At 64.4% G+C, this 24,978-nt stretch carries 20 protein-coding genes; 10 read left to right on the forward strand and 10 right to left on the reverse strand.

What is annotated here, in order from left to right:
• Positions 1 to 2 precede the first annotated feature (2 nt).
• From ISP25_RS17240 to ISP25_RS17260, 5 genes are all read left to right on the forward strand, one after another.
• Positions 3 to 620 (forward strand): alpha-ketoglutarate-dependent dioxygenase AlkB family protein, encoded by a 618-nt coding sequence (locus tag ISP25_RS17240; protein WP_404615633.1) that lies wholly within the window; start codon positions 3 to 5, stop codon positions 618 to 620.
• A 72-nt stretch (positions 621 to 692) separates the two neighbouring features.
• Positions 693 to 1,793, forward strand: a complete 1,101-nt coding sequence (gene gcvT, locus ISP25_RS17245; RefSeq protein WP_404615635.1) for a glycine cleavage system aminomethyltransferase GcvT — start codon at positions 693 to 695, stop codon at positions 1,791 to 1,793.
• 71 nt (positions 1,794 to 1,864) lie between these two features.
• Positions 1,865 to 2,260, forward strand: a complete 396-nt coding sequence (gcvH, locus tag ISP25_RS17250; protein WP_404615637.1) for a glycine cleavage system protein GcvH — start codon at positions 1,865 to 1,867, stop codon at positions 2,258 to 2,260.
• A gap of 581 nt (positions 2,261 to 2,841) precedes the next feature.
• Positions 2,842 to 3,363, forward strand: coding sequence for a met regulon transcriptional regulator MetJ (gene metJ, locus ISP25_RS17255; protein ID WP_192158376.1), 522 nt, complete (start codon positions 2,842 to 2,844; stop codon positions 3,361 to 3,363).
• A 339-nt stretch (positions 3,364 to 3,702) separates the two neighbouring features.
• A complete protein-coding gene (locus ISP25_RS17260) occupies positions 3,703 to 4,746 on the forward strand; it encodes an energy transducer TonB (RefSeq protein WP_404615639.1) in 1,044 nt (347 codons plus the stop codon).
• 75 nt (positions 4,747 to 4,821) lie between these two features.
• On the opposite strand, the gene ISP25_RS17265 is transcribed toward ISP25_RS17260, so the two are convergent.
• Positions 4,822 to 6,168, reverse strand: a complete 1,347-nt coding sequence (locus ISP25_RS17265) for a serine hydrolase domain-containing protein (protein WP_404615641.1) — start codon at positions 6,166 to 6,168, stop codon at positions 4,822 to 4,824.
• A gap of 214 nt (positions 6,169 to 6,382) precedes the next feature.
• Between ISP25_RS17265 and ISP25_RS17270 the strand changes: the two genes are divergently transcribed.
• Positions 6,383 to 7,669: an NTP/NDP exchange transporter gene (locus tag ISP25_RS17270; protein WP_404615643.1), complete on the forward strand. Its 1,287-nt coding sequence runs from the start codon at positions 6,383 to 6,385 to the stop codon at positions 7,667 to 7,669.
• Between the two features lie 39 nt (positions 7,670 to 7,708).
• Here the strand turns inward: ISP25_RS17270 and ISP25_RS17275 are convergent, their stop codons facing one another.
• Positions 7,709 to 8,137: a CBS domain-containing protein gene (locus ISP25_RS17275; RefSeq protein WP_192158379.1), complete on the reverse strand. Its 429-nt coding sequence runs from the start codon at positions 8,135 to 8,137 to the stop codon at positions 7,709 to 7,711.
• A 145-nt stretch (positions 8,138 to 8,282) separates the two neighbouring features.
• Positions 8,283 to 8,993 carry a monofunctional biosynthetic peptidoglycan transglycosylase gene (gene mtgA, locus ISP25_RS17280; protein WP_404615645.1) on the reverse strand — a complete coding sequence of 237 codons (711 nt, stop codon included), beginning with the start codon at positions 8,991 to 8,993 and terminating at the stop codon, positions 8,283 to 8,285.
• Between the two features lie 99 nt (positions 8,994 to 9,092).
• Between mtgA and hslO the strand changes: the two genes are divergently transcribed.
• Complete coding sequence (gene hslO / locus ISP25_RS17285) at positions 9,093 to 9,989, forward strand: Hsp33 family molecular chaperone HslO (RefSeq protein WP_192158383.1); 897 nt, start codon at positions 9,093 to 9,095, stop codon at positions 9,987 to 9,989.
• A gap of 28 nt (positions 9,990 to 10,017) precedes the next feature.
• On the opposite strand, the gene ISP25_RS17290 is transcribed toward hslO, so the two are convergent.
• A complete protein-coding gene (locus ISP25_RS17290; RefSeq protein WP_225578420.1) occupies positions 10,018 to 12,876 on the reverse strand; it encodes an EAL domain-containing protein in 2,859 nt (952 codons plus the stop codon).
• Positions 12,877 to 13,139: 263 nt separating this feature from the next.
• Here ISP25_RS17290 and ISP25_RS17295 point away from each other — a divergent pair, with 263 nt between their 5' ends.
• Positions 13,140 to 14,051 carry a hypothetical protein gene (locus tag ISP25_RS17295; RefSeq protein WP_404615647.1) on the forward strand — a complete coding sequence of 304 codons (912 nt, stop codon included), beginning with the start codon at positions 13,140 to 13,142 and terminating at the stop codon, positions 14,049 to 14,051.
• Positions 14,052 to 14,281: 230 nt separating this feature from the next.
• Here ISP25_RS17295 and ISP25_RS17300 read toward each other — a convergent pair whose 3' ends face one another.
• Positions 14,282 to 15,721 (reverse strand): tetratricopeptide repeat-containing sulfotransferase family protein, encoded by a 1,440-nt coding sequence (locus ISP25_RS17300; protein ID WP_404615649.1) that lies wholly within the window; start codon positions 15,719 to 15,721, stop codon positions 14,282 to 14,284.
• Between the two features lie 499 nt (positions 15,722 to 16,220).
• On the opposite strand from ISP25_RS17300, the gene ISP25_RS17305 reads away from it, so the two are divergent.
• Positions 16,221 to 19,310 (forward strand): TonB-dependent receptor, encoded by a 3,090-nt coding sequence (locus ISP25_RS17305; protein WP_404615651.1) that lies wholly within the window; start codon positions 16,221 to 16,223, stop codon positions 19,308 to 19,310.
• Between the two features lie 84 nt (positions 19,311 to 19,394).
• On the opposite strand, the gene ISP25_RS17310 is transcribed toward ISP25_RS17305, so the two are convergent.
• From ISP25_RS17310 to ISP25_RS17330, 5 genes are all read right to left on the reverse strand, one after another.
• Positions 19,395 to 20,303, reverse strand: coding sequence for a DUF4097 family beta strand repeat-containing protein (locus ISP25_RS17310; RefSeq protein ID WP_404615652.1), 909 nt, complete (start codon positions 20,301 to 20,303; stop codon positions 19,395 to 19,397).
• 18 nt (positions 20,304 to 20,321) lie between these two features.
• Positions 20,322 to 20,765 carry a hypothetical protein gene (locus ISP25_RS17315; RefSeq protein WP_404615654.1) on the reverse strand — a complete coding sequence of 148 codons (444 nt, stop codon included), beginning with the start codon at positions 20,763 to 20,765 and terminating at the stop codon, positions 20,322 to 20,324.
• Positions 20,762 to 21,343, reverse strand: a complete 582-nt coding sequence (locus ISP25_RS17320; protein ID WP_404615656.1) for an RNA polymerase sigma factor — start codon at positions 21,341 to 21,343, stop codon at positions 20,762 to 20,764. Before ISP25_RS17320 ends, ISP25_RS17315 begins: the two co-directional genes overlap by 4 nt.
• 77 nt (positions 21,344 to 21,420) lie before the next feature.
• Complete coding sequence (locus ISP25_RS17325; protein ID WP_404616338.1) at positions 21,421 to 23,193, reverse strand: phosphoenolpyruvate carboxykinase (GTP); 1,773 nt, start codon at positions 23,191 to 23,193, stop codon at positions 21,421 to 21,423.
• 202 nt (positions 23,194 to 23,395) lie between these two features.
• Positions 23,396 to 23,974: a TetR/AcrR family transcriptional regulator gene (locus ISP25_RS17330; protein ID WP_192158399.1), complete on the reverse strand. Its 579-nt coding sequence runs from the start codon at positions 23,972 to 23,974 to the stop codon at positions 23,396 to 23,398.
• Positions 23,975 to 24,060: 86 nt separating this feature from the next.
• Here ISP25_RS17330 and ISP25_RS17335 point away from each other — a divergent pair, with 86 nt between their 5' ends.
• Positions 24,061 to 24,966, forward strand: coding sequence for an alpha/beta fold hydrolase (locus ISP25_RS17335; RefSeq protein WP_404615659.1), 906 nt, complete (start codon positions 24,061 to 24,063; stop codon positions 24,964 to 24,966).
• Positions 24,967 to 24,978: the final 12 nt, after the last annotated feature.

Here is a 24,978-nt window from a genome sequence, read left to right on the forward strand (position 1 = left end):
CCATGAGCGGCTGGCAGCACATCCCCTTGCCGGGTGCCGATGTGGATGTGTGGCCCCAGTGGCTGGACGCAGCCGAAGCGGATGCATTGTTCGGGAAGTTGCGGCAGGCCATTGCTTGGGAGACCCACCGCATCCGCCTGTTCGGCCGTGAAGTCGCGTCGCCGCGCCTGAGTTGCTGGATCGGCGATCCGGGCGCTGCCTACACCTATTCGCGCAGCCGCTTCGAGCCTCGGCCATGGCCAGCGGTGTTGGCTGCTCTGCGGCCGCGCGTCGAACAGGCCTGCGGTGCGCGCTTCAACAGCATGCTGGCCAACCTGTACCGCGACGGCAACGACACAATGGGTTGGCACAGCGACGACGAACCGGAATTGGGCGCGCGGCCAGTCATCGCTTCGTTGAGCCTGGGGGCGGAGCGGCGCTTCCGCTTTCGCCGCCGCCGTGCGCGCGGCGAACCCGTGCAGCTTGGCGATACCTTCGAACTGATGCTGCCGCACGGCAGCCTGTTACGCATGGCCGGCGCTACCCAGCGGTTGTGCCGACATGACCTGCCTCGCATGCGCAATCTGGCGGAAGCCCGCATCAACCTCACTTTCCGCCATGTCGATACGGCTGCGCACTGAGTCCATGGCTTGGAATGCCTTGCGCGCGCAGGGGATAATGGGTGTCTCTTTCCCCCGCAGAGCGCCACCGCGATGACCGAGAAGACCGTACTCAATGCCACCCACCGCGCGCTGGGCGCACGCATGGTCGATTTCGGCGGCTGGGACATGCCGATCAACTACGGCTCGCAGATCGAGGAGCACCACGCGGTGCGTCGCGACGCCGGCATGTTCGACGTCTCGCACATGACCGTGATCGACCTGCACGGTGCACGCACCAAGGATTTCCTGCGGCACCTCGTGGCCAACAGCGTGGAAAAGCTCAAGGTGCACGGCAAGGCGCTGTACACCTGCATGCTCAACGAGCAGGGCGGCGTGATCGACGACCTGATCGTGTACTTCCTGGGCGACGAGCACTACCGCCTGGTGGTGAACGCCGCCACGCGCGCCAAGGACCTGGCATGGATCGAGAAGCAGGCTGCGGCCTTCGGTGTGGAAGTGAAGGAGCGTCCCGAGTTCGCGATGATCGCGGTGCAGGGTCCGAACGCCCGCGCGAAGGTGCTTGGCCTGTTGCACGAGGTGGATCGTCCGCGCATCGAAAAGCTCGGCAAGTTCGCCGCCGCTGCGGCGCAAGGACCGCATGGCATGCCGCTGTTCGTGGCGCGCACTGGCTATACCGGCGAGGACGGCTTCGAAATCGTCGTGCCGGCCACCCATGCCGTGGCGTTGTGGGAAGCGTTGGCTGCGGCAGGCGTCGTACCGGCCGGCCTCGGCGCGCGCGACACGCTGCGCCTGGAGGCCGGCATGAACCTCTATGGCCAGGACATGGACGAAACCGTTTCGCCGTGGGAGGCCAATCTCGGCTGGACCATTGCACTGGACGAAGGCCGCGACTTCATCGGTCGCGCCGCGCTGGAGAGGCAGAAGGCCGATGGCGTGAAGCGCGTGATGGTGGGCCTGGTGCTGGACGAGAAGGGCGTGTTGCGCCACGGCCAGAAAGTGCTCACCGCGAACGGGGAGGGCGAAATCCTCTCCGGCAGCTTCGCGCCCACGCTGGAGAAGGCCGTCGCCTTCGCCCGCATCCCGGCCGGCGAGCCGGGCACGGTCCGTGTGGATATCCGCGGACGCGAGTTGCCCGTACGCCTGGTGAAATATCCCTTCGTGCGCGATGGTCAGCCCTGCGAAGGCATCTGACCGCGCATCCTCTTGCGGCTAGAATGGCCGCCCGACTCCGCCCCTTTCCAGACCCGATATAGGACCCGACCATGAGCGAGATCCCCGGCGACCTGAAGTTCAACAAATCCCACGAGTGGGCCCGCGTCGAGGACGGCGGCCTGGTGCGCGTGGGCATCTCCGACCATGCGCAGGCCCAGCTTGGCGATCTGGTCTATGTGGAGCTGCCGGAAATCGGCGCAAGCGTCACTGCCGGCAACGCCGCCGCCGTGGTGGAGTCGGTGAAGGCCGCTTCGGACATCTACTCGCCGGTGTCCGGCGAGGTGGTGGAAGTCAATGAGGCACTCAACGACAAGCCGGAGACGATCAACGAAGACGCCTGGGGCGAGGGCTGGATCTACCTGGTGCGCATGAGCGACCGTGCCGAACTGGACCAGTTGCTGGACGCCGGCGCTTACGAGGAACTGGTCGAGAACGAAGACCACTGAGTCTTCTTGCCCTGCGAGTTCGACGACGGCCGCCTTGCGCGGCCGTCGTCGTTTCCGGCATCCGGTGTGGTGCATCGATTTCGCAAATGGACGTCCATTTGCATTGGCGGGCGGGTGAATCGGCGTGGCTTTTGGCTGGGTCGCCGCGCCACCCTGCCGGTCGAGCCGGGATGTCTTGGGCGGGTTTTGGTGTCCTTGGCGGAGGCGAATCCCTTCCGTTGCCGGTCGGTTCGAGATGCGGCTGGTCGCGTCCCGTTCATCTGGCTGGACGCTGCTCGTGGGTGCGCGTGACGTGTGTCGTTGCGTTGCTGAAACGGAGCGGCTAATTCCTCGCGATGCGCATGACATTGCCGTGAAGTGCCTTGTTTCCAGCGTTTTGTCGTTGTCTTCTGGTTAATGCTTGATTTTTCGTGTGGAAGTATAGACGTCCATAAGAAAATGCATGGCGCGGCGATCCGGAGTTGCTGTCGGCATGGTCGGCGTGGGCCCTCCGGCGAAAGGGTTTGATTTGCCGATCAAAATCCATTGACAGCTGAAATCTTACGGAATAGCTTTCGCCCAAGTTCACGGGGAACGGCAACATGGCATCACCGAAATTCATCAAGCCTTACGTGGAGCACGGCGAGAAAGCGAACGCAGTACGCAAGATCACCGTTTCGATTCCGCTCCATGTACTGCGAACGCTGTCCGACCTGCGCACCGAACGTCAGGTGAAGAATTTGAGGCATGCCACGAACAGCGATCTGCTGGTCGAGGCGTTCCTCCACGCTTTTACTGGGCAACCACTGCCAACCGATGAGGAGCTAAGACGAACCATGGCCACTGCCAAGAAATCCGCTGCAAAGAAGCCGGCTGCCAAGAAGGCCGCCGTGAAGAAGGTCGCCAAGAAGGCCGCCGCCAAGAAGCCGGCCGTCAAGAAGGCTGCCGTGAAGAAGGTCGCCAAGAAGGCTGCCCCGAAGAAGGCTGCCGCCAAGAAGCCGGCTGCTGCCAAGAAGGCCGCTGTGAAGAAGGTTGCCAAGAAGCCGGCAGCCAAGAAAGCTGCTGCGAAGAAGCCTGCCGCCGCCAAGGTGGTGAAGGCTGTCAAGACCACCGCCAAGAAGTAAGCAACACAACAACGAGCGTCAAACGATTTCTCTCCCTGCGGTGCCCAGCGTGGGGAGATCGATTCGGAACTTCGTCCCGGCCCTGCCGGGACGTTTCGTTTTGGGCACGGGAAAACCGGTAGCGTTTGGGCCCGGAGTGGCTTGAAAGTCCGTGGCACGATGGCCGTCATGGTGCCGAGGCGTGTGTCACGGCTTGCGGGGGCGGATCGCGCGATTTGCGCACCTTGGCGCAATGCGGTTACCTTGTCGTCAATCCGCGCCGCGGCGAGTCGGGGACTCTCCGCATCCTGGATGCACAGGGGGAAAGCGCGGGTATCTGTCGACACTCGGTGAGAGACCATGGGTACCCGATATACCTACATCGCACGCCGTCGCGCGCGCGGGGCCGTCCGGCCCGTTGCCATAGCCATCGTCGCCATCGTCGCAGCGCTCGCTGCGGCGTCGTGGTTCCTGATCGTTCGCCCTTACCGACAGCAGATGCAACTTGATGCCGGCCTTGCGCCTTCGGCGCCCGCGGCAGGCAAGGCGGAGGCGACGCAGGCCGAGGCCGCGCCGGCCAACCTGCAGGCGCTGGACGTCAACCAGTTGTTGAACGAGGCCAGCAAGGCCCTGAAGGCGCAGCGTTACCTGGCGCCTGCCGGCAACAACGCGTTCGAGTTCTACTTGCGCGTACTTGCCAAGCAGCCGGACAACCCGGTGGCGACCAGCGCCTTGCGCGAGACGTTCCCGTTCGCCGCCTCGGATGCCGAGCAGTCGGTCAACTCACGCAACTTCGACGAAGCGCAGCGCGAGATCGACCTGTTGGCCAAGGCCGATCCGGCGAATTACACGTTGACCATCCTGCGTTCCAAGCTCGATGCCCAGCGCAAGCTGGCCAGCCAGCAGGAGCAGCAGACGCAGGATCAGCAGAAGGCGGCGCAGCTCGCCGCGCAGAAGGCCACTGCCGACAAGTTGGAAGCCGCCAAGCAGGCCGAGCAATTGCAGGCGCAGCAGGCGCTGGCCGCCGAGCAGGCCAAGGCCAAGCAGCAGAAGGCCGCCGAGCAGCCGCAGACTGCGACGCAGCCGCAGGGACAGACGCAAACGGCTTCGACCGAGACCGCCGGCGCGCAGAACAGCAGCGCGGTATTGTTGAAGGCGGTGCAGGCGAGGTATCCGACTGCGGCGCTGCGCACGGGGCAGGCCGGTTGGGTGCTCGTCGGTTTCACGGTCACCGCGGAAGGCGCCACCAGCAACGTACACGTGGTCGATGCACAACCGCGCCATGTGTTCGACCGTGCCGCCATGGATGCGATCGAACGCTATCGTTTCAAGCCGGCGATGCGCGACGGCAATCCGGTGGAAAGCACGAACGAGCAGAAAATTGAATTCAGCACCGGTCGCTGAGCGGCCACGCGATTCGTGAAGAAAAAACGGCACATGCATCGCATGCGCCGTTTTTGTCCGGTTCGAAGCTGATCGTCAGTGCTGCTGGTGCTTGCGGGACTTCTTGCGCGCGGGTTTGGCCGGTGCGGTCTTGGCTGGGGTGGCGCTTTCCACGCCGGCCCAGTCGACGTGGGGCAAGCCGAGCAGATCGTCGAACACCATCGGCATCAGCCCGCTGGGCATCGCGCCGCTGGAATTCCACAGCGTCACCACGCCGGCGTGGTACTTCGGGAAAAAGCCGATCATGGTTCGGTAGCCCGCCACGGCGCCGGCATGGAAGAGCAGCGTTTCGCCGTTGTAGGTGTAGACGCGCCAACCCAGCGCGTAGCTGGCATTGCTGAGCCGCGCGTGTCGCCACGGCGTGGCGCGCACCTCGGTGGGAGTCGCCACGCCGGGCGCGTGCAGCACGTCGAGCAGCGTGGTGGGCAACACGTCCTGGCGGCCGCCCATCTGCGCGATCAGCCATAGCTCCATGTCGCGGATGCTGGCATTGACTCCGGCGGCCGGCGCCACGCGGTAATAGGCGTCCTTGGGTTCGAACGGCACCCAGCTCTGGTTCCTTCCTGCATGGTGCGGCTGCGCCCAGCTTTTGCTGGACTCCAGCGCGGCACGTCCGTAGCTGGCCGTCTGCATGTGCAACGGTTTGAAGATGTCCTGTTCGACGAGTTTGTCGAAGAAGTTGCCGGTACGCGCGAACAGTACGTCGCCGATCAGGCTGAACGCCACGTTCTGGTAGCCGTAGCACACGCCGGGTGCGCAGGTGTTCTCGACTTCGTCGAGCTTGCGCACCAGTTCGTCGTAGGGCACGTCGTCTTCGAGCAGGTTGTCATAGGTGTTGTGCGGCAGGCCCACTCGCTGGCCGAGGATGTCGGCCACGGTGGCCAGCTCGGTGGACTGCACATCCTTGAGCTTGAAGTAGGGCAGCACGTTGACCAGCTTGGTATCCCAACCGAGCTTGCCGGCGTCGACCTCAAGTCCGGTGACCGCGGTGGCGAAGGCCTTGGAGAGCGACGCCAGGCGGAACACCGTGATGGCCGTCACCGGTGTCCGGGCAGCGGCGTTGGCGTAGCCCTGGGTGTGCTCGAACACCACCTTGTCGTCGATCACCACCGCCGTGGCCAGCCCTGCGGCGCCATGGCGCGCATCGAGCTCGTCCAGCCAGCGTTGGTAATCCATCAGCGTGGCCTGGACGCGCGCCTGCGGAAGTTCCTCGGAGGGGATGTTCGCGCTGGCCGGCGGCAGGGCGCTTGCCGGGGCGGCTCGGACTTGGGGCTGTGCTTGGAGCTGTGTCTGCGCCTGTGTTTGGGACTGCGCCTGCATGGCGTGGACGCTGGTGCAGGCGAGGCAGGTGGTGCAGGCAAGGGCGAGGTGTCGAATCCGCATCTTCTTCGCAAGGCTGGGCGACGCGCGAAACGCCGAGATGGAATGCGTGGACGGGATCCATCGGCCACGCGGAACGCCGATTTTCCGGTACTTCGCGTGCCGGGACAATGCGCCCCCCGAGATGACCTTCGACGGCCGCCATATGGCGACACGCGGCGTGGAGGCGCGTGCTAGCCTTGCGCCCTTCCGGGCATGGCCCGTGCGGGATGCCACAGTGAGTTCGATTCGTTCCGCCGCCACGCGCGAGGGCGCCGAGTCTGGGCTGTCCGCGTTGGCGTTCTTCTTCGTGATGACGTCGTACTACATCATCCGGCCGGTGCGCGACCAGTTGAGTGGAGCTGTAGGTTCGCAGTCGTTACCGTTGTTCTACGGCGTGGTGTTCGCGGTCATGCTGTTGTTCACGCCGGTGTTCGGCTGGCTGGTGGCGCGCTTCTCGCGGCGCCGCATGCTGGCCTGGAGCTACAGTTTCTTCGCCGTCTGCCAGTTGGCCTTCGTGCCGGCCTTCATGGCGCAGGATCGCGTGGGCGCCCGAGAACTGGGTGTGGTGTTCTTCGCCTGGGGCAGTGTGTTCAACCTGTTCGTGGTGTCGCTGTTCTGGAGCGTGATGGCGGACATCTTCTCCAGCGAGCGCGCACGCCGAGTGTTTTCCTTGATTGCGCTCGGCGGCATGGCGGGAGCGATCTGCGGCCCGTTGCTCACCCGTCTGCTGGTTCACTGGCTGGGCGTGGCGCCATTGTTGGTGGTATCGGCACTGACGCTGGCGGCTGCACTGGTGCTCTTGCTGCACCTGTCTGCACACCACGAGCAGGCGCGGCCGGGCAGGTCGGGCGGCGAGGCGATCGGTGGCTCGTTGTGGGCCGGCGTGCGTGAACTGTGGTCGCGCCCATTCCTGCGCTACATGGCATTGCTCATGCTGTTTGGCGATGGCGTCGGCACGTTGGCCTACGCGCTGGTGGCGGATTACGCGAAGCTGCATTTCGCCGGGAACGTAGCGCGCACCGCGTTCTACAACGACCTCGACCTTGCCACCAACACGCTGGGCGCGCTGCTGCAACTCACGCTTACGCGCTGGTTGCTAGTGCGCTTCGGCCCGGGCTGGGGCCTGGTGCTTCCTTCGTTGGTGAATGTGGCGCTGTTGCTGACGGTGATGATGGTCGGTCATGGCAGTGTGGCGGTGCTGGGTACCACGATCCCGGCGCTGGCCGTGATGATGGTGACCACACGTGGTTTCGCCTATGGCATGACCAAGCCGGCGGTGGATGCGCTGTATACGCGCGTGCCGCGCGAGACGCGCTACAAGGGCAAGAACTTCGTGGAAACCGCAGTGTGGCGCTTCGGCGACTTCGCGGTGACCAGCGCAGTGAGCGGCCTGCGCCTGCTGGGCGCGGGTATCAGCGGCCTCGCACTGGCGGGCGCCGGCGTGGCCGTGCTCGCCACCTGGGTGTCGATACGCGCCGGCTGGTCGCCCGATCTCGCGTCGGAGGAAAAGCGGGCCGCGTGAAGTGGCCGCCGCGCGCCTTCCGTACGCCCAATCCCGGCCTCAACCGGTGATGTAGCGTTCCAGATGCTCGATCTGTTCGGCCTGCGCGTCGATCACCGCCTTCACCAGGTCGCCGATCGAAATGACGCCCACCACCCTGCCGTCGTCGAGCACGGGCAGGTGGCGCACGCGGCTGTCGGTACACAGGCGCATGCAGTCGAGCACGTCGGTTTGCGGCCCCACGGTCAGCGGATCGCCGTGCATGATCTCGCTCACCGTCGCCTGCGACGACGAGCGACCCTGCAGGATCACCTTGCGCGCGTAATCGCGTTCGGACACCACGCCCAACAACTGCTCGCCACGCATCACCAGCAGTGCGCCGATGCGGTGCTCGGCCATCCGCTTGATCGCGTCCAGCACGGGCGCATCGGGCGCGATGGTGTGGATGGTGCCGCCTTTGTTCTCCAGCAGATGCTTGACCTGACGCATGTCCGATCTCCGGCCGTGGGAGCATGTGGTCAGTCTAACGCTGACATGCGCAACGGGTGTTGCCGCCCTGTGAAACACCGGCCTGGAGACGGCGGCAGAGGACAGTCGCCCGCTCCATTTCCGCGATCATGGAGGATCGCAATGGTCAGGGGCGCCCGAGGTAGGACGGGCCGCCGAGTTGGCGCATCTGCCGCTCGATCCAGCCAGCGCGGCGCATTACATAGGCGCTCGGACGATCCGCGTGCAGGCGCCGTGGGCTGGGCAGCACGGCGGCCAGCCGTGCCGCCTGCGACGGATCGAGCCGCGCGGGAGGTTCGTTGAAATAAGCCTCGCTGGCTGCGCCCACGCCGTAGATGCCGTTGCCCAGCTCGGCGATGTTCATGTACACCTCGAGGATGCGCCGCTTCGGCCAGGTCAGTTCGATCAGCACGGTGAAGTACGCCTCCAGCCCCTTGCGCACGAAGCTGCGGCCGTTCCACAGGAATAGGTTCTTCGCGACCTGCTGGCTGATGGTGCTGGCGCCGCGCAGGTGAGCGCCGTCGTCGGCAGCGTCGATCGCCTGGTGGATGGAGCTGAAGTCGAAGCCGTGATGGTAGGGGAACTTCTGATCCTCGCCGGCCACCATCGCCAGCGGGACCCATGGCGATACCTGCGACCACGGCACCCAGTGCTGGTGCAGACGGAAATCGCGCTCGCCATGCACCCAGGCGCCGACGTGCCGCTCCAGCATTACCGCGGAGGTGAAGGGCGGCACGAAGCGCATTGCCAGCACCATCAACCAGGTGAGCCCCAGCCAGGCCAGTACGGCAAAGACGATCCAGCGCAACACGCGGCGAGGGGAGAGTTGAAGGGGCATGGTGGGCGAATGGCGGGGAGTCGGGGCAGTATAGGTGCGGCTATTGCGCGGCCGTCATCCGGCCCCATCTAGCGGGGATCGTTTTGCGAGGTATCGGCTGTGGAAACCGTATTTGTCGAAGATGTGCTGCACCGCTTCCTGCTCGAGCGCGCCGGCGTGCGTGGCGCGTTGGTGCGGCTTGGGCCGGCGTGGCGCGAGGTGGCTGGACGCGTCGACTACCCGGTCGAGTTGCGCAATCTGCTGGGCGAGGCGCTGGCCGCCAGTGCGTTGCTGACCGCCAATATCAAGCTCGACGGCGAGTTGTCGGTGCAGTTGAAGAGCGCAGGCGCGTTGCGTCTGCTGTTCGCCGAGTGCACGGACCATGGCCGTTTGCGTGGCCTGGCGCGCTGGGATGGGCCGCTGCCCGAGCCGCTGTCGCTGGAATCATTGCCGCAGGCGGTGATGGCCATCACCATCGGCAACGTTGAACGCGGCCAGCGTTATCAGGGCCTCGTGGAATTGCGCGCGACGGACCTGGCAGGTGTCCTGGAGAACTATTTCGCGCAGTCAGAACAGTTGCCCGCGCGCCTGCTGCTGGCTGCCGACGGCGAGCACGCGGTGGGCCTGATGCTGCAGAAGCTGCCCGACGAAGGCGGCCAGGGCGCGGTGCAGGACGACGATGCGTGGACACGGGTGATGCACCTCACAGGCACGCTCGGTGCCGAGGAAATGCTGACCACCGCGCCGGAGCAACTGCTGTACCGCCTGTACCACGAGGAGTCCGTGCGCCTGTTCGCGCCGCGCCCCTTGGCCTTCGGCTGCAGCTGCTCGCGCGAACGGGTGGTGGCGATGTTGCGCTCGCTGGGCCGCGAGGAAGTGGAGGCCACGCTGGCGGAGCAGGACGGCCGCATCGAGGTGAACTGCGAGTTCTGCGCGCAACGCTACGAGTTCGACCGCATCGATGCGGAGCATCTGTTGCGCGATGCGGGCGGGGCGGGCACTTCCGGCACGGCGTAAGCGCCCGGCGGGCGCGCCTTGTGCGTGTCTACGGCAAGCGGTTTTCCGGGCGCAGCCAGTATTCGGCGGCCTGCCCACGTGCGAACAGGAAGCCTTGGCCGTAACGGCAGCCCATGTCGAGTAGAGCCTGTTGTTGCGCTGTGTTCTCGATGCCTTCGGCGATCACTTGCATGCTCAGCGCATCGGCCAGCACCTGGATTGCGCGAATCACGGCCGCACCCTGGCCCTTGCGGTCGCTGTCCAGCTCGGTGACGAAGGAGCGGTCGATCTTCAGCGCGTCGAACGGATACTGGTGCAGGTAGCTCAGCGAGGAGTAGCCGGTGCCGAAATCGTCGAGCGCGATGCCCATGCCCTGCAGGCGCAGGTTTTCCAGCATCCGCTTCACCTGCGCCGGATTGTCCAGCAGCGTGCGCTCGATCACCTCGACGCGGATGCTGGAAGGCGGCACGTGGTACTTGTCCAGCAGCGCCAGCAAGCGGGCATCGAAGTCATCCGAGCGGAAGTGCAGGCCGGAGACATTGATGCTGATCGTGCCCTTGCCGCCAAGCAGCTGCATGGCTTGGGCGCAGACCTGTTCGAAGACCAGCCAGTCGATGGCCTCGGCGCAGCCGGTCTCCTCGGCGATCAGCAGGAAATCGTGCGGCAGCAGCAGGCCGCGCTCTGGGTGGTTCCAGCGCAGCAGCGCCTCGTAGCCGGCGATGCAGCCGTCGGCCAGCGACACGATGGGCTGGTAGAACGGCACGAACTCGCGGCGAGCCAGCGCATGGCGCAGATCGCCCTCCATGCGCAATTGGGACAGCGCCTCGTGGCGCAGGCGATCGTCGAACAGGGAGGCGCGATGGCGGCCGCCGTCCTTGGCGTGGTACATCGCGGAATCGGCGTCGCGCAACAGCTCCTCGGGTTGGCGATAGTGCGTATCTGCCATCGCGATGCCGATCGAGGCGGAGGTGAAGATTTCGCGGGTACCCAGGCGGAACGGCGCCTGCAACTCCTTCAGCACACGTTCGGCGGTGCGCTGCGCCGCGGCGACGTCTGGCACCTGCTCGAGCAGCACGGCGAATTCGTCGCCACCCAGTCGAGCCACGATGTCGCGGGTTTTCAGGCAGGCGCGGATCCGACCGCCGACCTGGAACAAGAGGTCGTCACCGACCAGATGGCCGACCGAATCGTTGATGACCTTGAAGCGGTCGAGGTCGATGAACAGCACCGCAAACCCATCCTTCGGGTTCGCGAGGTAATGCTGCAATGCCTGCTCCAGACGTTGCAGCAGCATGGTGCGGTTCGGCAGGCCGGTGAGCGAGTCGTGCAGGGTCTCGTACTTCAGCCGGCGCTCGATGCGTTCGCGTTCGGCGATCTGCTCGCGCAGATCGCGGTTGGCGAGGCCCAACGCGCGGGTACGCTCCACCACGCGGCGCTCCAGGCTGGCGTAAGCCTGCTTCAGCGTGGCGTCGGCATGCTTGCGCTGCAATGCGTTGGCCACGTGGTAGCTGACGAAGGTGAGCAGTTCCTGGTCGCGTTCGCTGTAGGTATGTTCGGGGCTGTAACTCTGCACGGCCAGCACGCCGCGCACCTTGTCGGCCCAACTCAACGGCACGCCCAGCCAGCACACCGAGCGCGCCCCCGGGTTGACGATCTCGCCGCTGGCGATCAGGCGATCGATGGTCGCCATGTCCGCCAGCAGCGGTTTGCCGGTGCGTTGCACGTATTCGGTGGCTCCGCCGCCACGGCGGCGTGGCGGGCGTTCGCTGTTCATCTCGTCCACCGAATAGGGAAAGGTGATGAACTGCGTTTCCTCGTCGATAAGCGCGATGTACAGATTGCGTGCGTACAACAGACCGCCGATCACGCGATGCACGGCGGGATAGAAGTCGTCGAGGCTGTCGGTGGTGCCGGCCAGCTCGGCGATGCGGAACAGCGCCGCCTGCAGTCGTTCGCCGCGCTGGCGCTGCAGCACTTGCTGTCGCAGCACGCGGTTGGCCTCGCGCAGCGCGGTGGTGCGATCGGCGACGCGGCGTTCCAGTTCCACGTGGGCGCCACGCCGTTCTATCGTGGTCTGCACGTGCTGTGCCACATAGCTCAGCAGGTCGAGATCGTGCCGGGTGTAGCGCATCTTGGCGCGATAACTCTGCACCACGATGCAGCCGACGACCTGTCCTGAGCGGAACAATGGCACGCCGATGCAGTGCTCGCAGCGCGTACCGTGCAACTGGAACTGCCCGCCCAGTTCCTGCGCCAGCTCGTCGATGGCACCGAACAGAGGGCGCCCACGACGCAACAGGTTCCAGGTGACACCATGCAGCAGCTCGTTCAGCGGCACGCTGCGTTCGGGCGAAGGCACATCGACATCAAGGCTGTCCACGTAATACGGGAAGCGCACGCTGTCGCTGGCGGCGTCATACAGCGCTATGTAGAAGTTCTCCGCGTACATCAGGCTGCTCACGATGGTGTGCAGTGAGCGCATCAGCGCGGGCATGTCCTGTTCCGCGCTGGCTTGCTCTGCGATTGCATAGAGCGCGCGCTGCAGGCGTTCAGCCAATGCCAGCCGGGAGATCGCCTCGTACAGACGGCTGGATTCGGAGAGTTGGTTAAGGCGGGCATCGGCGAGCCGTCCCAGCCAGGCCAATTTGCCGCGCAGCGGCAGGGCAACCGGTTCGTCGTGGCTCAGTACGAGCACGAGCTGGTGTTGCACATCTTCCGCCAGTTCGTGGCGCCACCCGTGAGATTCCACACCCGGGCTTGCCAGCGGTTGCCAATGCAGCCGACCGGCGATGCCGAGATCCTCCAGGATGCGCGCGCAGGCCTCCAGCACGCTTGCGCTGTCCTGCGCCTTGAGCAACTGCTCGATGGCTGCCGGCACGCCGGCCAAGTCCTTGGCCAAGGCAGGCATGGGCGTGGAGCGCGGCGGCGGGGAAGCTGGGCTCATCAAAAGGGCAGGCGGGCAGGCTTCGGCGAAGAACCCGTTATATCCTGCGGGTCAGTAGTGCGCCAGTTGGAATCCAAGGTGACGCGAACCCCGCTATTGAGATGGCGGTCACAGGGTGTATTCATTAACTGTACCGAAACCCTTGTGTCGTTGTTATTTAAATGTAAAGTGCAGTAAACTTCTGCCGACAATTCCGAATCATAGCTACCGTAACGAACCTGCCGTCTATGCGTCGACTGCTTGCCCCAATGCTGCTGTGCTTGCTGCCCTTTGTGGCGGCCGGTCAGGGCGTGGACGATGCTAACGGCCAACTGGCCGGACAGTTGCTGAAGCAGCCGCCAGCGCAGGTCGCCAAGGTGAAGTCGGGCTTGGCGGTGCCGTTGTGGCGTGGCACGGACGGCCGCCTGCTCGTGCTCAAGGCAGGCGGAAGCAATGGCGCCCAGGCACAGCGCGATTCGCTGTTGTCCCCCCATGCTGTCGATGCCTCCACGCTCGTGAGCACCGGCCTACAATACGGCCTGGCACCGAACTGGCAAGCGAACGCTGATGTCAGCCAGCAATCCTGGGTCAACAGCCCATTGCGTGTGGTAGGCAGCGAGGTTGGCGCCACTTACTTCAACGGGCCTTACAGCCTTGGCGTGAGCGTTGGCAGCAACAGCACGCCAAACAGTACCAGTCTGCCGCGTGTGCTGCCCGGTGTGACACCCAGCGTCGATGGCCTTACCGGTTTCGACAGCAGCTCGCAGCTCAATGCACGCGGCCGCCTGGCGCTGGGTACCAACAGCGGTGTGGACGTGGGCGCCAGTGTCGGCCGCATCCATCTGTTGCCGGGCAACCTGTTGGGCATCAGTACGCTGGATCAGAAAGCGATCAGCTTCGGCGTCGACCATGGCCCGATCAGCGGCACCCTTATCGGCCGCACCATGCAGCCCTTGGCTGGCGTGCCAGGGAATGGCTACAGCCCCGACCGCCGCTGGAACAGCATCGACCTTGGCGTGACGTGGCACTTGCCGTGGCAGGGCTCACTCAGCGTGGGAGCTCAGAACCTGTGGTCGTCCGGTGCGCCGACGAACACGCCGGCCGGCCCCGAGCCGGATCAGTCGCGTACACCTTACGTGCAATACCACCAGGATCTTTGATCCGCGATTCGCCCTGAATATCGCGCAGACAAGAGCGCCGTCGCGTACAGCGATGGCGCTCTTGCTTTGATGGTGCGATAGATCTCGGCTGTATGGACGCGTGTCTCCACATTGGCCGGGTCGTTCGGCTCCTAAAGCGTGCGAGTTCGCCAGCCTAAGCTGGGTATCTCATGCAACGCGCGCATAGCAGGCAGCAGTAATGGCGCGTCATCGCGCTGGGCGCTGCGCTGTCACATTGGGAAGGCGAGCGCTGCTTGCGGAGCCTCCAGCGCCAGACGTAGCGGCTCCAGTTGCTGTGCATAGCGGCGCCATTGGCCCAGTCCGCGTACATGGATCGACTCGCGTACCTGAGCGCTGCTGGGCGTAGCGACAGGCGCGGCATTGCGTTCAGGGCGGAAGCAGCCTTCCTCGACAGCCAGTCCGCAGTGAGCCAAGACACGGCTTACGGTTGCTTCGGTACCCTGCACGAGCGCCTCGTAGCCCACGTCGAGCATGGCGCCGGGCATCGTGCTGTGCCAATGCTGCGCCTGTCGCATGTATTGCGCGTGATAGTGCGCGAGTGCTGTGAGGTCGTAGCTGTACGAGGAAATGTTGCCGAACAGAGCCTTGTAGTTGGAAAAGCAGGTATCCATGGGATCGCGCACCATATGCAAGATGGGGGCGTGCGGCAGGGCTCGCCGGATGAAGGAGAGCATCTGGATGTTCGCGGGCAGCTTGTCGATGTAATAGGCCCTGCCTTGCGCACGCCATTGGGTCTGCTTCAAGTAGCGCTGACCCAGCTCGCGGTAATCGACGTTGCCGCTGCGGCGGATGATTTCCAACAGGCCTGCGGACTGCGCAGGTGCCACGTCGGCCACCCAGTGCAGTTGGCGCCAGAAGTCGATGATTTCCCCTGCCGAAGCGACTAGCGAGTGGCTGGAAAGGATTCGTTCCAACAGGGTCGTACCCGACCGAGGCATGCCCACGACGAAGATGGGTACGGGGCCTGGCGGTCTGGCAGGGCCAGGCGGCGCGGGTGTCGCTGGCATGTTGAGCAGGGCCGCCGTGACAGCTTCCTCTGCCGCAGCGTCGTAGGGATTCAGGCTGCGCATGATCGCATTGCAACGCGATAGCGCCTCCCAGGCCTCCCCGTTCTGCCCGAGATCATCCAGCGTCTTGAAACGGGCATATTCGAATTCCGCACGCACGAAACCACGATCGGTATCGGTAGTTTCATGCGGTATCTGACGCAATTGCTTGTCGATCCGATCCAGCCGGTTCGCCCCGGGACGCTGCTTGCGTAGATTGACCAGTACCGTAACGGCGTCGCCGAATTGCGGCCATCGCGCAAGGCAGCGCTCCAGCACAGCCTCAGCCTCGTCAATCCTGCCGCTGAATTGCAGCAGCAGGGCGTGCATGTGGTGCTCGCCGGGCGAGTCGGCTCCAGCGTGCAGGGCCAATTGGATCCGCTCCAACGCCTTGGCGAGGTCGCCGATCATGAAGCGCAGGTGGGCCTGTGCAGCCAACAGGTCGGCCGGTGGAGCAGGTGCTTCTTCCAACAGGTCGAGGCAAGCCCGTGCAGCAAGGATTTCGCCATTGGCAACAAGGCGTTGCGTCAAGGAGACGATCAGCGGCGCATTGCGCGGGAGCCGGCTGGCAGCCGCCAGCAGCGGATGGCTGGAGGCGCGCAAGCGTCCGCGCCGAAACAATACTTCCGACAGCTCGATGAGCGTAGTGGTGTCGTGTGGCGCTTGGGCCAGTCGTGCTTCCAGCGACGTTTGCGACGAGGCTAGGCGGAGGTCGTCAGCCTCTTCCGGATGCCCGGAACGATGCTGGAATTTGTCGGGAAGGAGAGGCGTGAAAGGCATTGGGGGATAGTAGTTCTGCTCTTCTGTGGGCTCAATTCGTTGCTTCGTTCAGCGCTGTAGGGGCGGACATCGGTACTTGAACATGCCTTGGCAAGGGGTGTTCGTTACCGCCAATTCGTAAATATTTGCGGTTATAAAGTATAAAATTTGTGTTGACCTGCATTTTCTAACGTCATATTTTTGCTGTCGGTGGTCGTTAAGCGTACGGAATTTCGCATAATCTCATGCGAACTTGCGTCGCCGGAGGAATTTCCGCGATCCGCCGGATCCTGGCATTTGGGCCATCGATCCTTTGCACGCAATCCATTTGGGGAGAATCACGATGAGCATTCGATACCGTGCCGACGCCACGCGCTGGCGCCCGACGGCCTTGGCGATTGCCGTGGGCTTGAGTTTCAGCGGGGCCACGCTTGCGCAGAGCACTGTCGGCAGCGTCTTCGGCCAGGCGCCAGTGGCGTCGGGTGAGACTGTAGTGGTCAGCAACACGTCGGGCTTCACGCGGGAAGTGCCTGTGGACAGCACGGGCCGCTATCGCGTCGACAATCTGCCCGTGGGTACCTATACGGTCACCCTGAAGCAGAACGGCAAGACGGTGAGTGCGCGCGACAACACCTATGTCTCCACCGGTGCCGCCGCAGGCGTTGACTTCGCTAGCGCCGCCGGCGGCTCGAGCAACGCCAATCCCACCCAGCTGTCCTCGATAACGGTCTCGGCCAGTGCGTTGCCCGCTATCGACGTCACCAGCGTCAACTCGAGCACTGTCATCACTGCAGCCGATCTGCAGCGGTTGCCGGTGGCGCACAGCGCCGAGGCCATCGCACTGCTCGCGCCGAACACCGCCTCAGGTAGCGGCTTCTTCACCGGGCCGTCCGGTCAATCGCTGGTGTCGTTCGGTGGTTCCAGCGTGTCAGAGAATGCCTATTACGTGAACGGCTACAACGTCGGCGAACCGTACAAGAATCTGGGCGGCTTCCAGTTGCCCTATGGTGCCATCGAGCAGCAGGAAACCCTTACCGGCGGGTACGACGCCAAATATGGTCGTTCCGACGGCGGCGTGATCAACCAGGTCGGTAAGCGCGGCAGCAACGAGTGGCACTTCGGTGGCCAGGTCGCTTGGCAGCCGCGCTATCTGGAGAGCGATCCGGTCAATTACCGCTACGGCAACCCGGCCATTCCCGCATCGAGCAGCCTGGTCAACTATGCCGCGGGTCCGAATGCTCCCGGGTCTCTGCGCCAGTACCGCAACGACAACACGTCCTGGCAGACGATCTACTCCGCCTACGTGGGCGGCCCGCTGGTCAAGGACAAGCTGTACATGTTCCTGGCAGGCGAGACCACGCGCACGCAAGGCACCAATGTCGAGAACAACGACAATGCCAAGGTGCAGGATTACCGCAACAAGGAAACGAAGTTCTACGGCAAGCTGGACTGGAACATCACCGACAGCAACATCCTGGAACTGACGGCGCTGAAGGACAACAACAGCCTGGGCGCCGGATCGACCTACGATTTCGACTACGACACGCTCCAGCGCGGTGCGTTCTCCAGCAAGAACGATGTCACCAAGGACAACGCGCAGATCTATGTAGCGCACTTCACCAGCTACATCACCGATGCGGCCACGCTAAGCATCACCGGTGGCAAGGCACGCTTCCAGGATCCTGTCGTATACGGCAATACCAGCCCGCTGCCGTTCATTTCCGGCGCGAGCAATGCGACGCTGCCCGACGGCAGCCATCCGGGCAACGCGCAGACCAACACCTCATGGACCGCGCCGGGCGCCAAGAACGCTACCCGCGGTCTGCGCGTGGATTTCGATTACAAGCTGGGCGACCACGATCTGCTTGCGGGTATCGACAACATGTTCTACCGGGCTGTGGACCAAGGGCCGGATCAGCAGAACCCGTTCGATCCATCGGTCAATTACTACTGGCGTTACATGGCTGGCGGTCAGGTGCAGAAGCGCGAGATCGGCTGGATGACCAGCATGTCGACGGCGCAGAAGGCCTACTACCTGCAGGACAACTGGCAGGTGGCGCAGAACGTGTACCTGAGCATCGGTCTGCGCAACGACCGCTTCACCAACTACAACGACTTGGGGCAAGCCTTCGTCGACGAGAAGAACCAGTGGGAGCCCCGTATCGGCGCTAGCTGGGATGTGTTCGGCGACTCGTCGTTCAAGGTCTACGGCAATGCAGGCCGCTACTACCTGGCGCTGCCCGACAATGCGGCGGAGCGAGCAGCCAACCGCTCGACCTATCTCACCACGCTGTATTCGTACGCCAGCATCGACCCGGTCACGGGTATCCCGCAGGGCCTGACCCAGGCCGGACCGACGACTTCCCCGGACGGCGAAACGGGAGCGCCTAAGGATCCGATGCAGGTTGCCGCGCGCAATCTGAAACCTGAGTACCTGGACGAATTCATCGTCGGCTTCGACAAGAAGCTGGGGGACAACTGGGTGTACGGCGCCAAGGCCACGTGGCGTAACCTGAAAGCCGCAATCGACGACGAATGCGAGCCCGGCATGATCGCCGCCAAGATGACCAAGATGGGCCTCGATCCGAACGCCTACTCCGATTCGTTGTATGGCGCTTCGTATTGCCGCCTGTTCAACCCGGGGCGCACCAACGACATGCTGGTGGTGTCGGACGACGGCAGCAGCAAGGTCACCGTGCCCATGACTCTGCAGGACTGGGGCTTCAGTCGCGGTGCCGTCCGCAAGTACGGCGCGCTGAACCTCTATCTGGAGCACCCGTTCGACGGCAAGTGGTATGGCCGCATCGATTACACCTTCACGCGAGGCTTCGGCAACACCGAAGGCCAGGTGCGCTCGGACTTCGGCCAGGAAGACATTTCCAAGACCGAGGACTGGGACAGCTGGCAGCTTATGGATGGGCAGTACGGCGAGTTCGCCAATATCCGCAAGCACCAGGTCCGCTTCCGCGGTAATTACCAGATCAATCCAGAGTGGCTGCTCTCCGCCACGCTTCTGGTGCAATCCGGTATGCCGCAGGAGTGCCTTGGTTATTACGGGCCGCTCACCCAGGGGCCGGGAGGCTACAAACCCGGCGGCGACAACGACCCGACCGGCTACAACAACTACGGTACCGGCAACTATCACTGGTGCAATGGCCAGCGCGTGCCGCCTGGATCGGTCGGCCACACGCCATGGACCGAGCTGCTCAACCTTGGCGTGCACTATCGTCCGGCGTTCGCCGGGAACAAGCTTGGCTTCAACCTGGATATCTTCAACGCGCTGAACCAGCAGCGGCCGTTGCAGACGGACCCGTCGTTCCCGGCTTCGTTTGATCCGACCAGCAACACGATTTACGTCAACACTTACTACAAGCAGCCGTTGTTCACCAACCCGCCGCGCACCGTGCGGTTGTCGGTGACCTACGATTACTGACAAGTTCCGGCGTTGATGCCACATCGCCACCGGTCGTCAAGACCGGTGGCCTTTTTTATGGGTGTCCGGCTGGCCTCGTTTGCATCATTTCGATGTACGGATGCGCAGGTCGCCGCTGAAGGTCTCGACATTGATCGTGCCGCTGCCGTTGCCAAGGGTGGCGTCGAGCTTGCTGCCGGGGCCGTGTTCGGATTTCTGCGCGGCGCCGACGTCGCTGCGCAGGTCGCCGCTGAAGCTGCTGGCATGCACGGTGGCATTGGCGACGGCGGGCAGTTGCAATTGCACGTTGCCGCTCATGCTGTCGACAGACAGCTTGCCGTCCTGCGCGAGGTTGCCGGCGAGCTGCACGTCGCCCGACACCGTGCTCAGCGTGAGCTGGCGCCATGGGCCGCCATTGCCTTGGATGCGACCGGAAACCGTCTGCAGTTTCGCCTGATCGCCCAGCACCGGGGCGAGGATGTCGCCGCTCACGGTCTGCAGGTTGGCTTGCGTTGCATGGCCAGCCAATTCGATGTTGCCGCTGACGCTTTCGATGTAGAGCGACGGACTGTTCGCGTTGATGCGCGCCCGCCCGCTGACCGTATTGACGGAGATCTTGCCGCCATCCATGCCGTCGACTACCAGCGGTGCGCTCACCACGCGTACATCCAGCGAGGCGCCGCGCGGTACGTGCAGATCCAGCATGGTCGGGCCCATGCGGTTGTCGCTGCCCCAATTGAGCCAGCCGCCGCCGTTGCCCTGCGGTTGAACTTCGATGGCGAGCTTGTCGTCATTGCCTGTGATCGCCAGCGGCTTGGCGCCGTCGCCGAGCTGGCCGTCGACCTGCACCGTGGCCCGATCCCATGCGGTGACGCGTACTTCGCCGGAGATGTTGCTGATGCTGATGTGGGCAGTGGGCGTCGCGGCATGCTGCAGGTTGATCGGCGTGCCAGCCATGGCCTGGCCTGCGCAAAGGCACAACAGCAAGGGGGCGTAACGGGCGGTGGTTTTCATGGTCGTTCCCGGCTGCGGTCAGCCGGCCTCCTGGGCGAGATGGCGCAATTGCGTTTGTTGCTGTTCGGTGCGCGCCAGCAGGCGCTGCAACGAGGTGGAATCGGGAGACTGTTGCATGGCCTGCCGCAGTTCGATGCGGGCAGCATCCAGTTCGATCGCCGCACCGCTGAGGCGCGGATCGGCCGGCTTCCAAGGCGCGCTGGCCAGTGCAGGTGCGTTGCCCGGTGCGTCATGGGCGGTGCGGTGCAGGTGCAGACCGATATCACCGACAAGCAGGAAAGCACCAGCCAGCGCGGCGGCGAGCAGCCATGGCCGCGGCGGCGCATGACGGGTGACGTGCTGCGGTGCCGCGCTTTCGCCGCGGTCTTCCAGTGCGGCGTCGATCGTCTCCCACAGGTCGCGGCGCGGTGCGACGGGCTCGCGCAGCTTGCGCATCTGCTGGCGCCATTCGAATTCGTTCATGGGTTTTCTCCCAGGGCGCGGCGCAGCAGTTGCCGCGCGCGGTGCAATTGCGCTTTGGACGTGCCCACGGCCATGTCCATCTCCTCGCTGATTTCTTCGTGCCGCCAACCTTCCACGTCGTGCAGCACCAATACGGCGCGCGCGCGCGGCGGCAGCTTGCCGATGGCGCGTTCGAGTTCTTCGCGTTCGGCGGCGCAGAACGGCGTTTCGCCATGGTCGGGCAGTTTTTCCTCGTCCATGAAACCGACCGGGTCGGCGCGGCGGGCGCGGATTTCCATCAGTGCCATGTTGACCGCGAGGCGGTACAGCCAGGTGCCGAACGCACTTTCGTGACGGAAGCTGGGCAGCTTCTGCCATGCACGCACGAAGGCTTCCTGGGTGAGATCCTCGGCACGGGCATGGTCATAGCCGGCCAGCCGGTACATCGCGCCGTTGATGCGTTCAACATGCCGGCAGTACAGCCGCTGGAACGCACGGCGGTCGCCCATGGCGGCCGCGCGCGCGTCGTCCTTGTCGTCGTCGGCGGCAGCGGGGGCTGGCGGCATGGGGCTGGCGGTGGCGGGGCAGGCAGCGATCATCTTGCCAGCTTGGATGCCCGCCGTGCCGAAAGGGTTTGCATCGCCGCGGGCACAGGTCCGCGGCGATGCGCGCACGCTCAGGCCGAGGCGACCTTGCGCTCGATGGTTTCCAGCGCGAGGGCTACGCGTTGCTGTTCCCCGCGCAGCGCCGCCGGTGTGCGGGGCGAAAAGCTGGCCAGATATTCGCCGATAGCGGCCAACTCGACCTGCCAGCCTGCCTGATCCACGTCGAGCAACTCCGCCAGTGCGGCCTTGTCGAGGCTCAGCCCGTCAAGCTTCAGCTCGCCGGGGGCGGGGAGGGTGCCGACGGGGGTTTCCTTGCCGCGCACCTTGCCTTCAACGCGCGCGATCATCCACTCCAGCACGCGCAGGTTGTCGCCGAACCCCGGCCACAGGAACTTGCCGTCCTTGCCCTTGCGGAACCAGTTGACGTGGAAGACCTTGGGCAACTTGGCGCCGGGCTGGTCGAAGCTCAGCCAATGCGCAAAGTAGTCGCCGTAGTGGTATCCGCAGAAGGGCTTCATCGCCATCGAATCGCGGCGCAGCACGCCGACGGCGCCGGTGGCTGCGGCCGTGGTTTCCGAGCCCATCGCGGCACCCATCAGCACACCGTGCGTCCAGTCGCGCGCCTCCATCACCAGTGGCAACAAGGAAGGGCGGCGACCGCCGAACACGATGGCGCTGATCGGCACGCCCTGCGCGTCTTCGGCCTTGGGCGACCAGGTGGGGCACTGCCTGGCGCTCACCGTGAAGCGCGAGTTGGGATGTGCGGCGGGTCCATTGGCAGGGTCGTAGGGGCGGCCCTGCCAATCGGTGACCGGCGTGCCGGGCAAGCCCTCCCACCACGGCTGGTTGTCGGCGGTGACGGCGACATTGGTGAAGATGGTGTCGTGCGAAATGCTTTTGAGCGCGTTGGGGTTGCTGCTGTCGCTGGTGCCCGGTGCCACGCCGAAGAAGCCCGCCTCGGGATTGATGGCGTATAGACGTCCATCTGTGCCGGGGCGCATCCAGCAGATGTCGTCGCCCACCGTCCACACCTTCCAGCCATCCCTGCGGTAGCCCTCGGGCGGAATCAGCATCGCGAGATTCGTTTTGCCGCAGGCCGAGGGGAAAGCGGCGGCGATGTAGTGCGTTTCGCCGCTGGGGTTCTCGATGCCGACGATCAACATGTGCTCGGCCAGCCAGCCCTCGTCACGGGCCTGGTTGCTGGCGATGCGCAGCGCGTGGCATTTCTTGCCCAGGAGTGCGTTGCCGCCGTAGCCGGAGCCGTAGGATTTAATCGTGCGCTCCTCGGGGAAGTGCATGATGAAACGGCGTTCCGGATCCAGTTCGCCGGTGGAGTGCAAACCCTTCACGAAGATGCCTTCGTTTTCGATGCGCTCCTGCGCCGCTTTGCCCATGCGGGTCATGATCTTCATGTTGGCGACCACGTAAGGGCTGTCGGTGATCTCCACGCCGCAACGCGACAGCGGCGAGCCGATCGGGCCCATGCAGTACGGGATCACGTACATGGTGCGGCCTTCCATGCAGCCGTCGAATAGCGCATCCATCTTCGCGTGCGCCTCGGCCGGGGCCAGCCAATGGTTGTTCGGACCCGCATCCTGCTCGTTCTGGTGGCAGACCAGGGTGAGGTGCTCCACGCGTGCCACGTCGGACGGATGGGAGCGATGCAGGTAGCAGCCTGGGTGGGTCTGCTGGTTGAGCTCGATCAGGGTGCCATCGGCCAGCATTTGCCGGACCAGCGTCTGGTATTCGGCTTCGGAGCCGTCGCACCAGTGGATTTTCGCGGGACGGGTAAGTGCCGCAACTTCGTTGACCCAACGTTCGAGCGCGTCCAGAGTGCTTGCCATCATGTCCTCACTGGTCTTTATAAAAAAGGGTGGAGGAACCGTAGTTTGCGAGCACTGGCATTGCAAGGAAGAGTGCAGCAAAAACCGCCAGTGGCGTTTTCTTGCGCCGCATCTTAGGGATGGCGCGTGGGATGGTGGCCAGGAAGATCGGTCGTAAAAACGGCGCCAAGCGGCGCCGTTCGCAAGCTCTTGCCGGAGGGGGTCAGGCCGGAATAAGGGTAGCGATCATGTGTTCCACGTAGCCATCGAACTCTTCGTGGTTGATGCGCGGAAGACCCAGGGTGAAATTCAGTTGCAGAAAGCCCACGTAGGCGGCGTACGTGAGCCGCGCGCGATTCAACGCCTCACGTGGCGGCAGACCGGCTTCGCGGTAGGCGGTGTGCAGGAACTCAGTACGTCGCTGCGACACGCGCGCCATCACGGGAACCACCAGCGGATGATCCAGCGCCTTCAGCAAAGCGGCGTACACGCGGTGTGGCTGCAGCTCGTGCGCCACGCGGCGGAACAATTCGGGCAGGCGCTGGCGCGGATCGGCGATCTGCTCGATCTGGCCCAGCACTTCGTTTTCGCCGTACTGCTCCCAGCGTTCCAGCGCGGCCTGCAGCAACGCTTCGCGGGTGCGGAAGTGCCAGTAGAAGCTGCCCTTGGTGACGCCCAGTTGGCGGGCCAAGGCTTCGACGGCCAGCGCACCCACGCCTTGGTCGGCGATCAATTGCAGGGCGGCTACTTCCCAGTCTTCCGCGGTGAGGCGGGTTCGTTCGGGTTTCGGGCTTGAATCCATGACCGTATGGTAGCCGCTGCGCCGGGCTTTAGTAACCCGCGCGAATGGGTTGACGGCGCTCGATCGAGCAATCCATACTCATCCGTATGGACAAGTCAATTGCCCCTGCTGCCCACATCGAATCCATCGCCGCCCTCGACGGTGCACAGTTAGCTATGGAGACGCATCGTGCGGATGGCGCGCCCACTCTCTTGTTCGCCCATGGCTTCGGCCAGACGCGTGGTGCGTGGAACGGGGCAGTCGCCGCGTTGGCGGCGTGTGGCTGCCGCTGCGTCAGCTTCGACGCACGTGGTCACGGCGAGAGTGGACGCGCGCCGGGCGGCGATTACCACATGCAACAGTTTGTGGACGACCTGCTGCTGCTGGCCCGTGCGCAGCCCGAACGGCCGGTGCTGGTCGGTGCCTCGATGGGCGGGCTGCTTGGGCTGGTGGCCGCAGGAGAGGCGCAGCCTCCACCGTTTCGCGCCTTGGTATTGGTAGACATCACGCCGCGTTGGGAGACGAAGGGCGTGGAGCGCATCCTTGCCTTCATGCAGGCGCATCCGGCCGGTTTTGCCGACTACGTGGAAGCCGCCGAACAGATCGCCGCCTACCTGCCACACCGTCCCGGCCGCAAGAGCGAGGAACAATTGCGCCCGCTGCTGCGCGAAGGCGCAGACGGTCGCTTGCGCTGGCATTGGGATCCGGCCTTGCTGGCCGGCGACTTGATCGCCGAGAGCGAGCGCTATCAGCCGCGCCTGTTCGCCGCCGCCACGAAGGTGGGGGTACCGGTGTTGCTGCTTTCGGGCGAGCGCAGCGACGTGGTGTCGCATGACACCGTCGCCGAGTTCAGGCAACTGGTGCCGCACGCACGCCACATCGAAGTGGCTGGCGCCACCCACATGCTGGCGGGTGATGCCAACGATGCATTCACCCGCGAGATCGCACATTTCATCCAGTCACTGGACGATGCAGTTGCCGGGTCAGGCGCATGCATCGCCCAACAGGCATGACCGCAACGAGGA

The sequence above is a fragment of the Rhodanobacter hydrolyticus genome, assembly GCF_044904645.1.

What these genes read in the sequence shown, in the direction of transcription:
- ISP25_RS17330 (WP_192158399.1), bottom strand. Translation starts at nt 23,974, where the DNA reads ATGGATTCAAGCCCGAAACCCGAACGAACCCGCCTCACCGCGGAAGAC.
- ISP25_RS17335 (WP_404615659.1), top strand. Translation starts at nt 24,061, where the DNA reads ATGGACAAGTCAATTGCCCCTGCTGCCCACATCGAATCCATCGCCGCC.
- ISP25_RS17320 (WP_404615656.1), bottom strand. Translation starts at nt 21,343, where the DNA reads ATGATCGCTGCCTGCCCCGCCACCGCCAGCCCCATGCCGCCAGCCCCC.
- gcvH (WP_404615637.1), top strand. Translation starts at nt 1,865, where the DNA reads ATGAGCGAGATCCCCGGCGACCTGAAGTTCAACAAATCCCACGAGTGG.
- ISP25_RS17310 (WP_404615652.1), bottom strand. Translation starts at nt 20,303, where the DNA reads ATGAAAACCACCGCCCGTTACGCCCCCTTGCTGTTGTGCCTTTGCGCA.
- ISP25_RS17260 (WP_404615639.1), top strand. Translation starts at nt 3,703, where the DNA reads ATGGGTACCCGATATACCTACATCGCACGCCGTCGCGCGCGCGGGGCC.
- ISP25_RS17295 (WP_404615647.1), top strand. Translation starts at nt 13,140, where the DNA reads ATGCGTCGACTGCTTGCCCCAATGCTGCTGTGCTTGCTGCCCTTTGTG.
- ISP25_RS17240 (WP_404615633.1), top strand. Translation starts at nt 3, where the DNA reads ATGAGCGGCTGGCAGCACATCCCCTTGCCGGGTGCCGATGTGGATGTG.
- ISP25_RS17290 (WP_225578420.1), bottom strand. Translation starts at nt 12,876, where the DNA reads ATGCCTGCCTTGGCCAAGGACTTGGCCGGCGTGCCGGCAGCCATCGAG.
- ISP25_RS17315 (WP_404615654.1), bottom strand. Translation starts at nt 20,765, where the DNA reads ATGAACGAATTCGAATGGCGCCAGCAGATGCGCAAGCTGCGCGAGCCC.
- mtgA (WP_404615645.1), bottom strand. Translation starts at nt 8,993, where the DNA reads ATGCCCCTTCAACTCTCCCCTCGCCGCGTGTTGCGCTGGATCGTCTTT.
- ISP25_RS17265 (WP_404615641.1), bottom strand. Translation starts at nt 6,168, where the DNA reads ATGCGGATTCGACACCTCGCCCTTGCCTGCACCACCTGCCTCGCCTGC.
- ISP25_RS17325 (WP_404616338.1), bottom strand. Translation starts at nt 23,193, where the DNA reads ATGGCAAGCACTCTGGACGCGCTCGAACGTTGGGTCAACGAAGTTGCG.
- ISP25_RS17275 (WP_192158379.1), bottom strand. Translation starts at nt 8,137, where the DNA reads ATGCGTCAGGTCAAGCATCTGCTGGAGAACAAAGGCGGCACCATCCAC.
- ISP25_RS17305 (WP_404615651.1), top strand. Translation starts at nt 16,221, where the DNA reads ATGAGCATTCGATACCGTGCCGACGCCACGCGCTGGCGCCCGACGGCC.
- gcvT (WP_404615635.1), top strand. Translation starts at nt 693, where the DNA reads ATGACCGAGAAGACCGTACTCAATGCCACCCACCGCGCGCTGGGCGCA.
- metJ (WP_192158376.1), top strand. Translation starts at nt 2,842, where the DNA reads ATGGCATCACCGAAATTCATCAAGCCTTACGTGGAGCACGGCGAGAAA.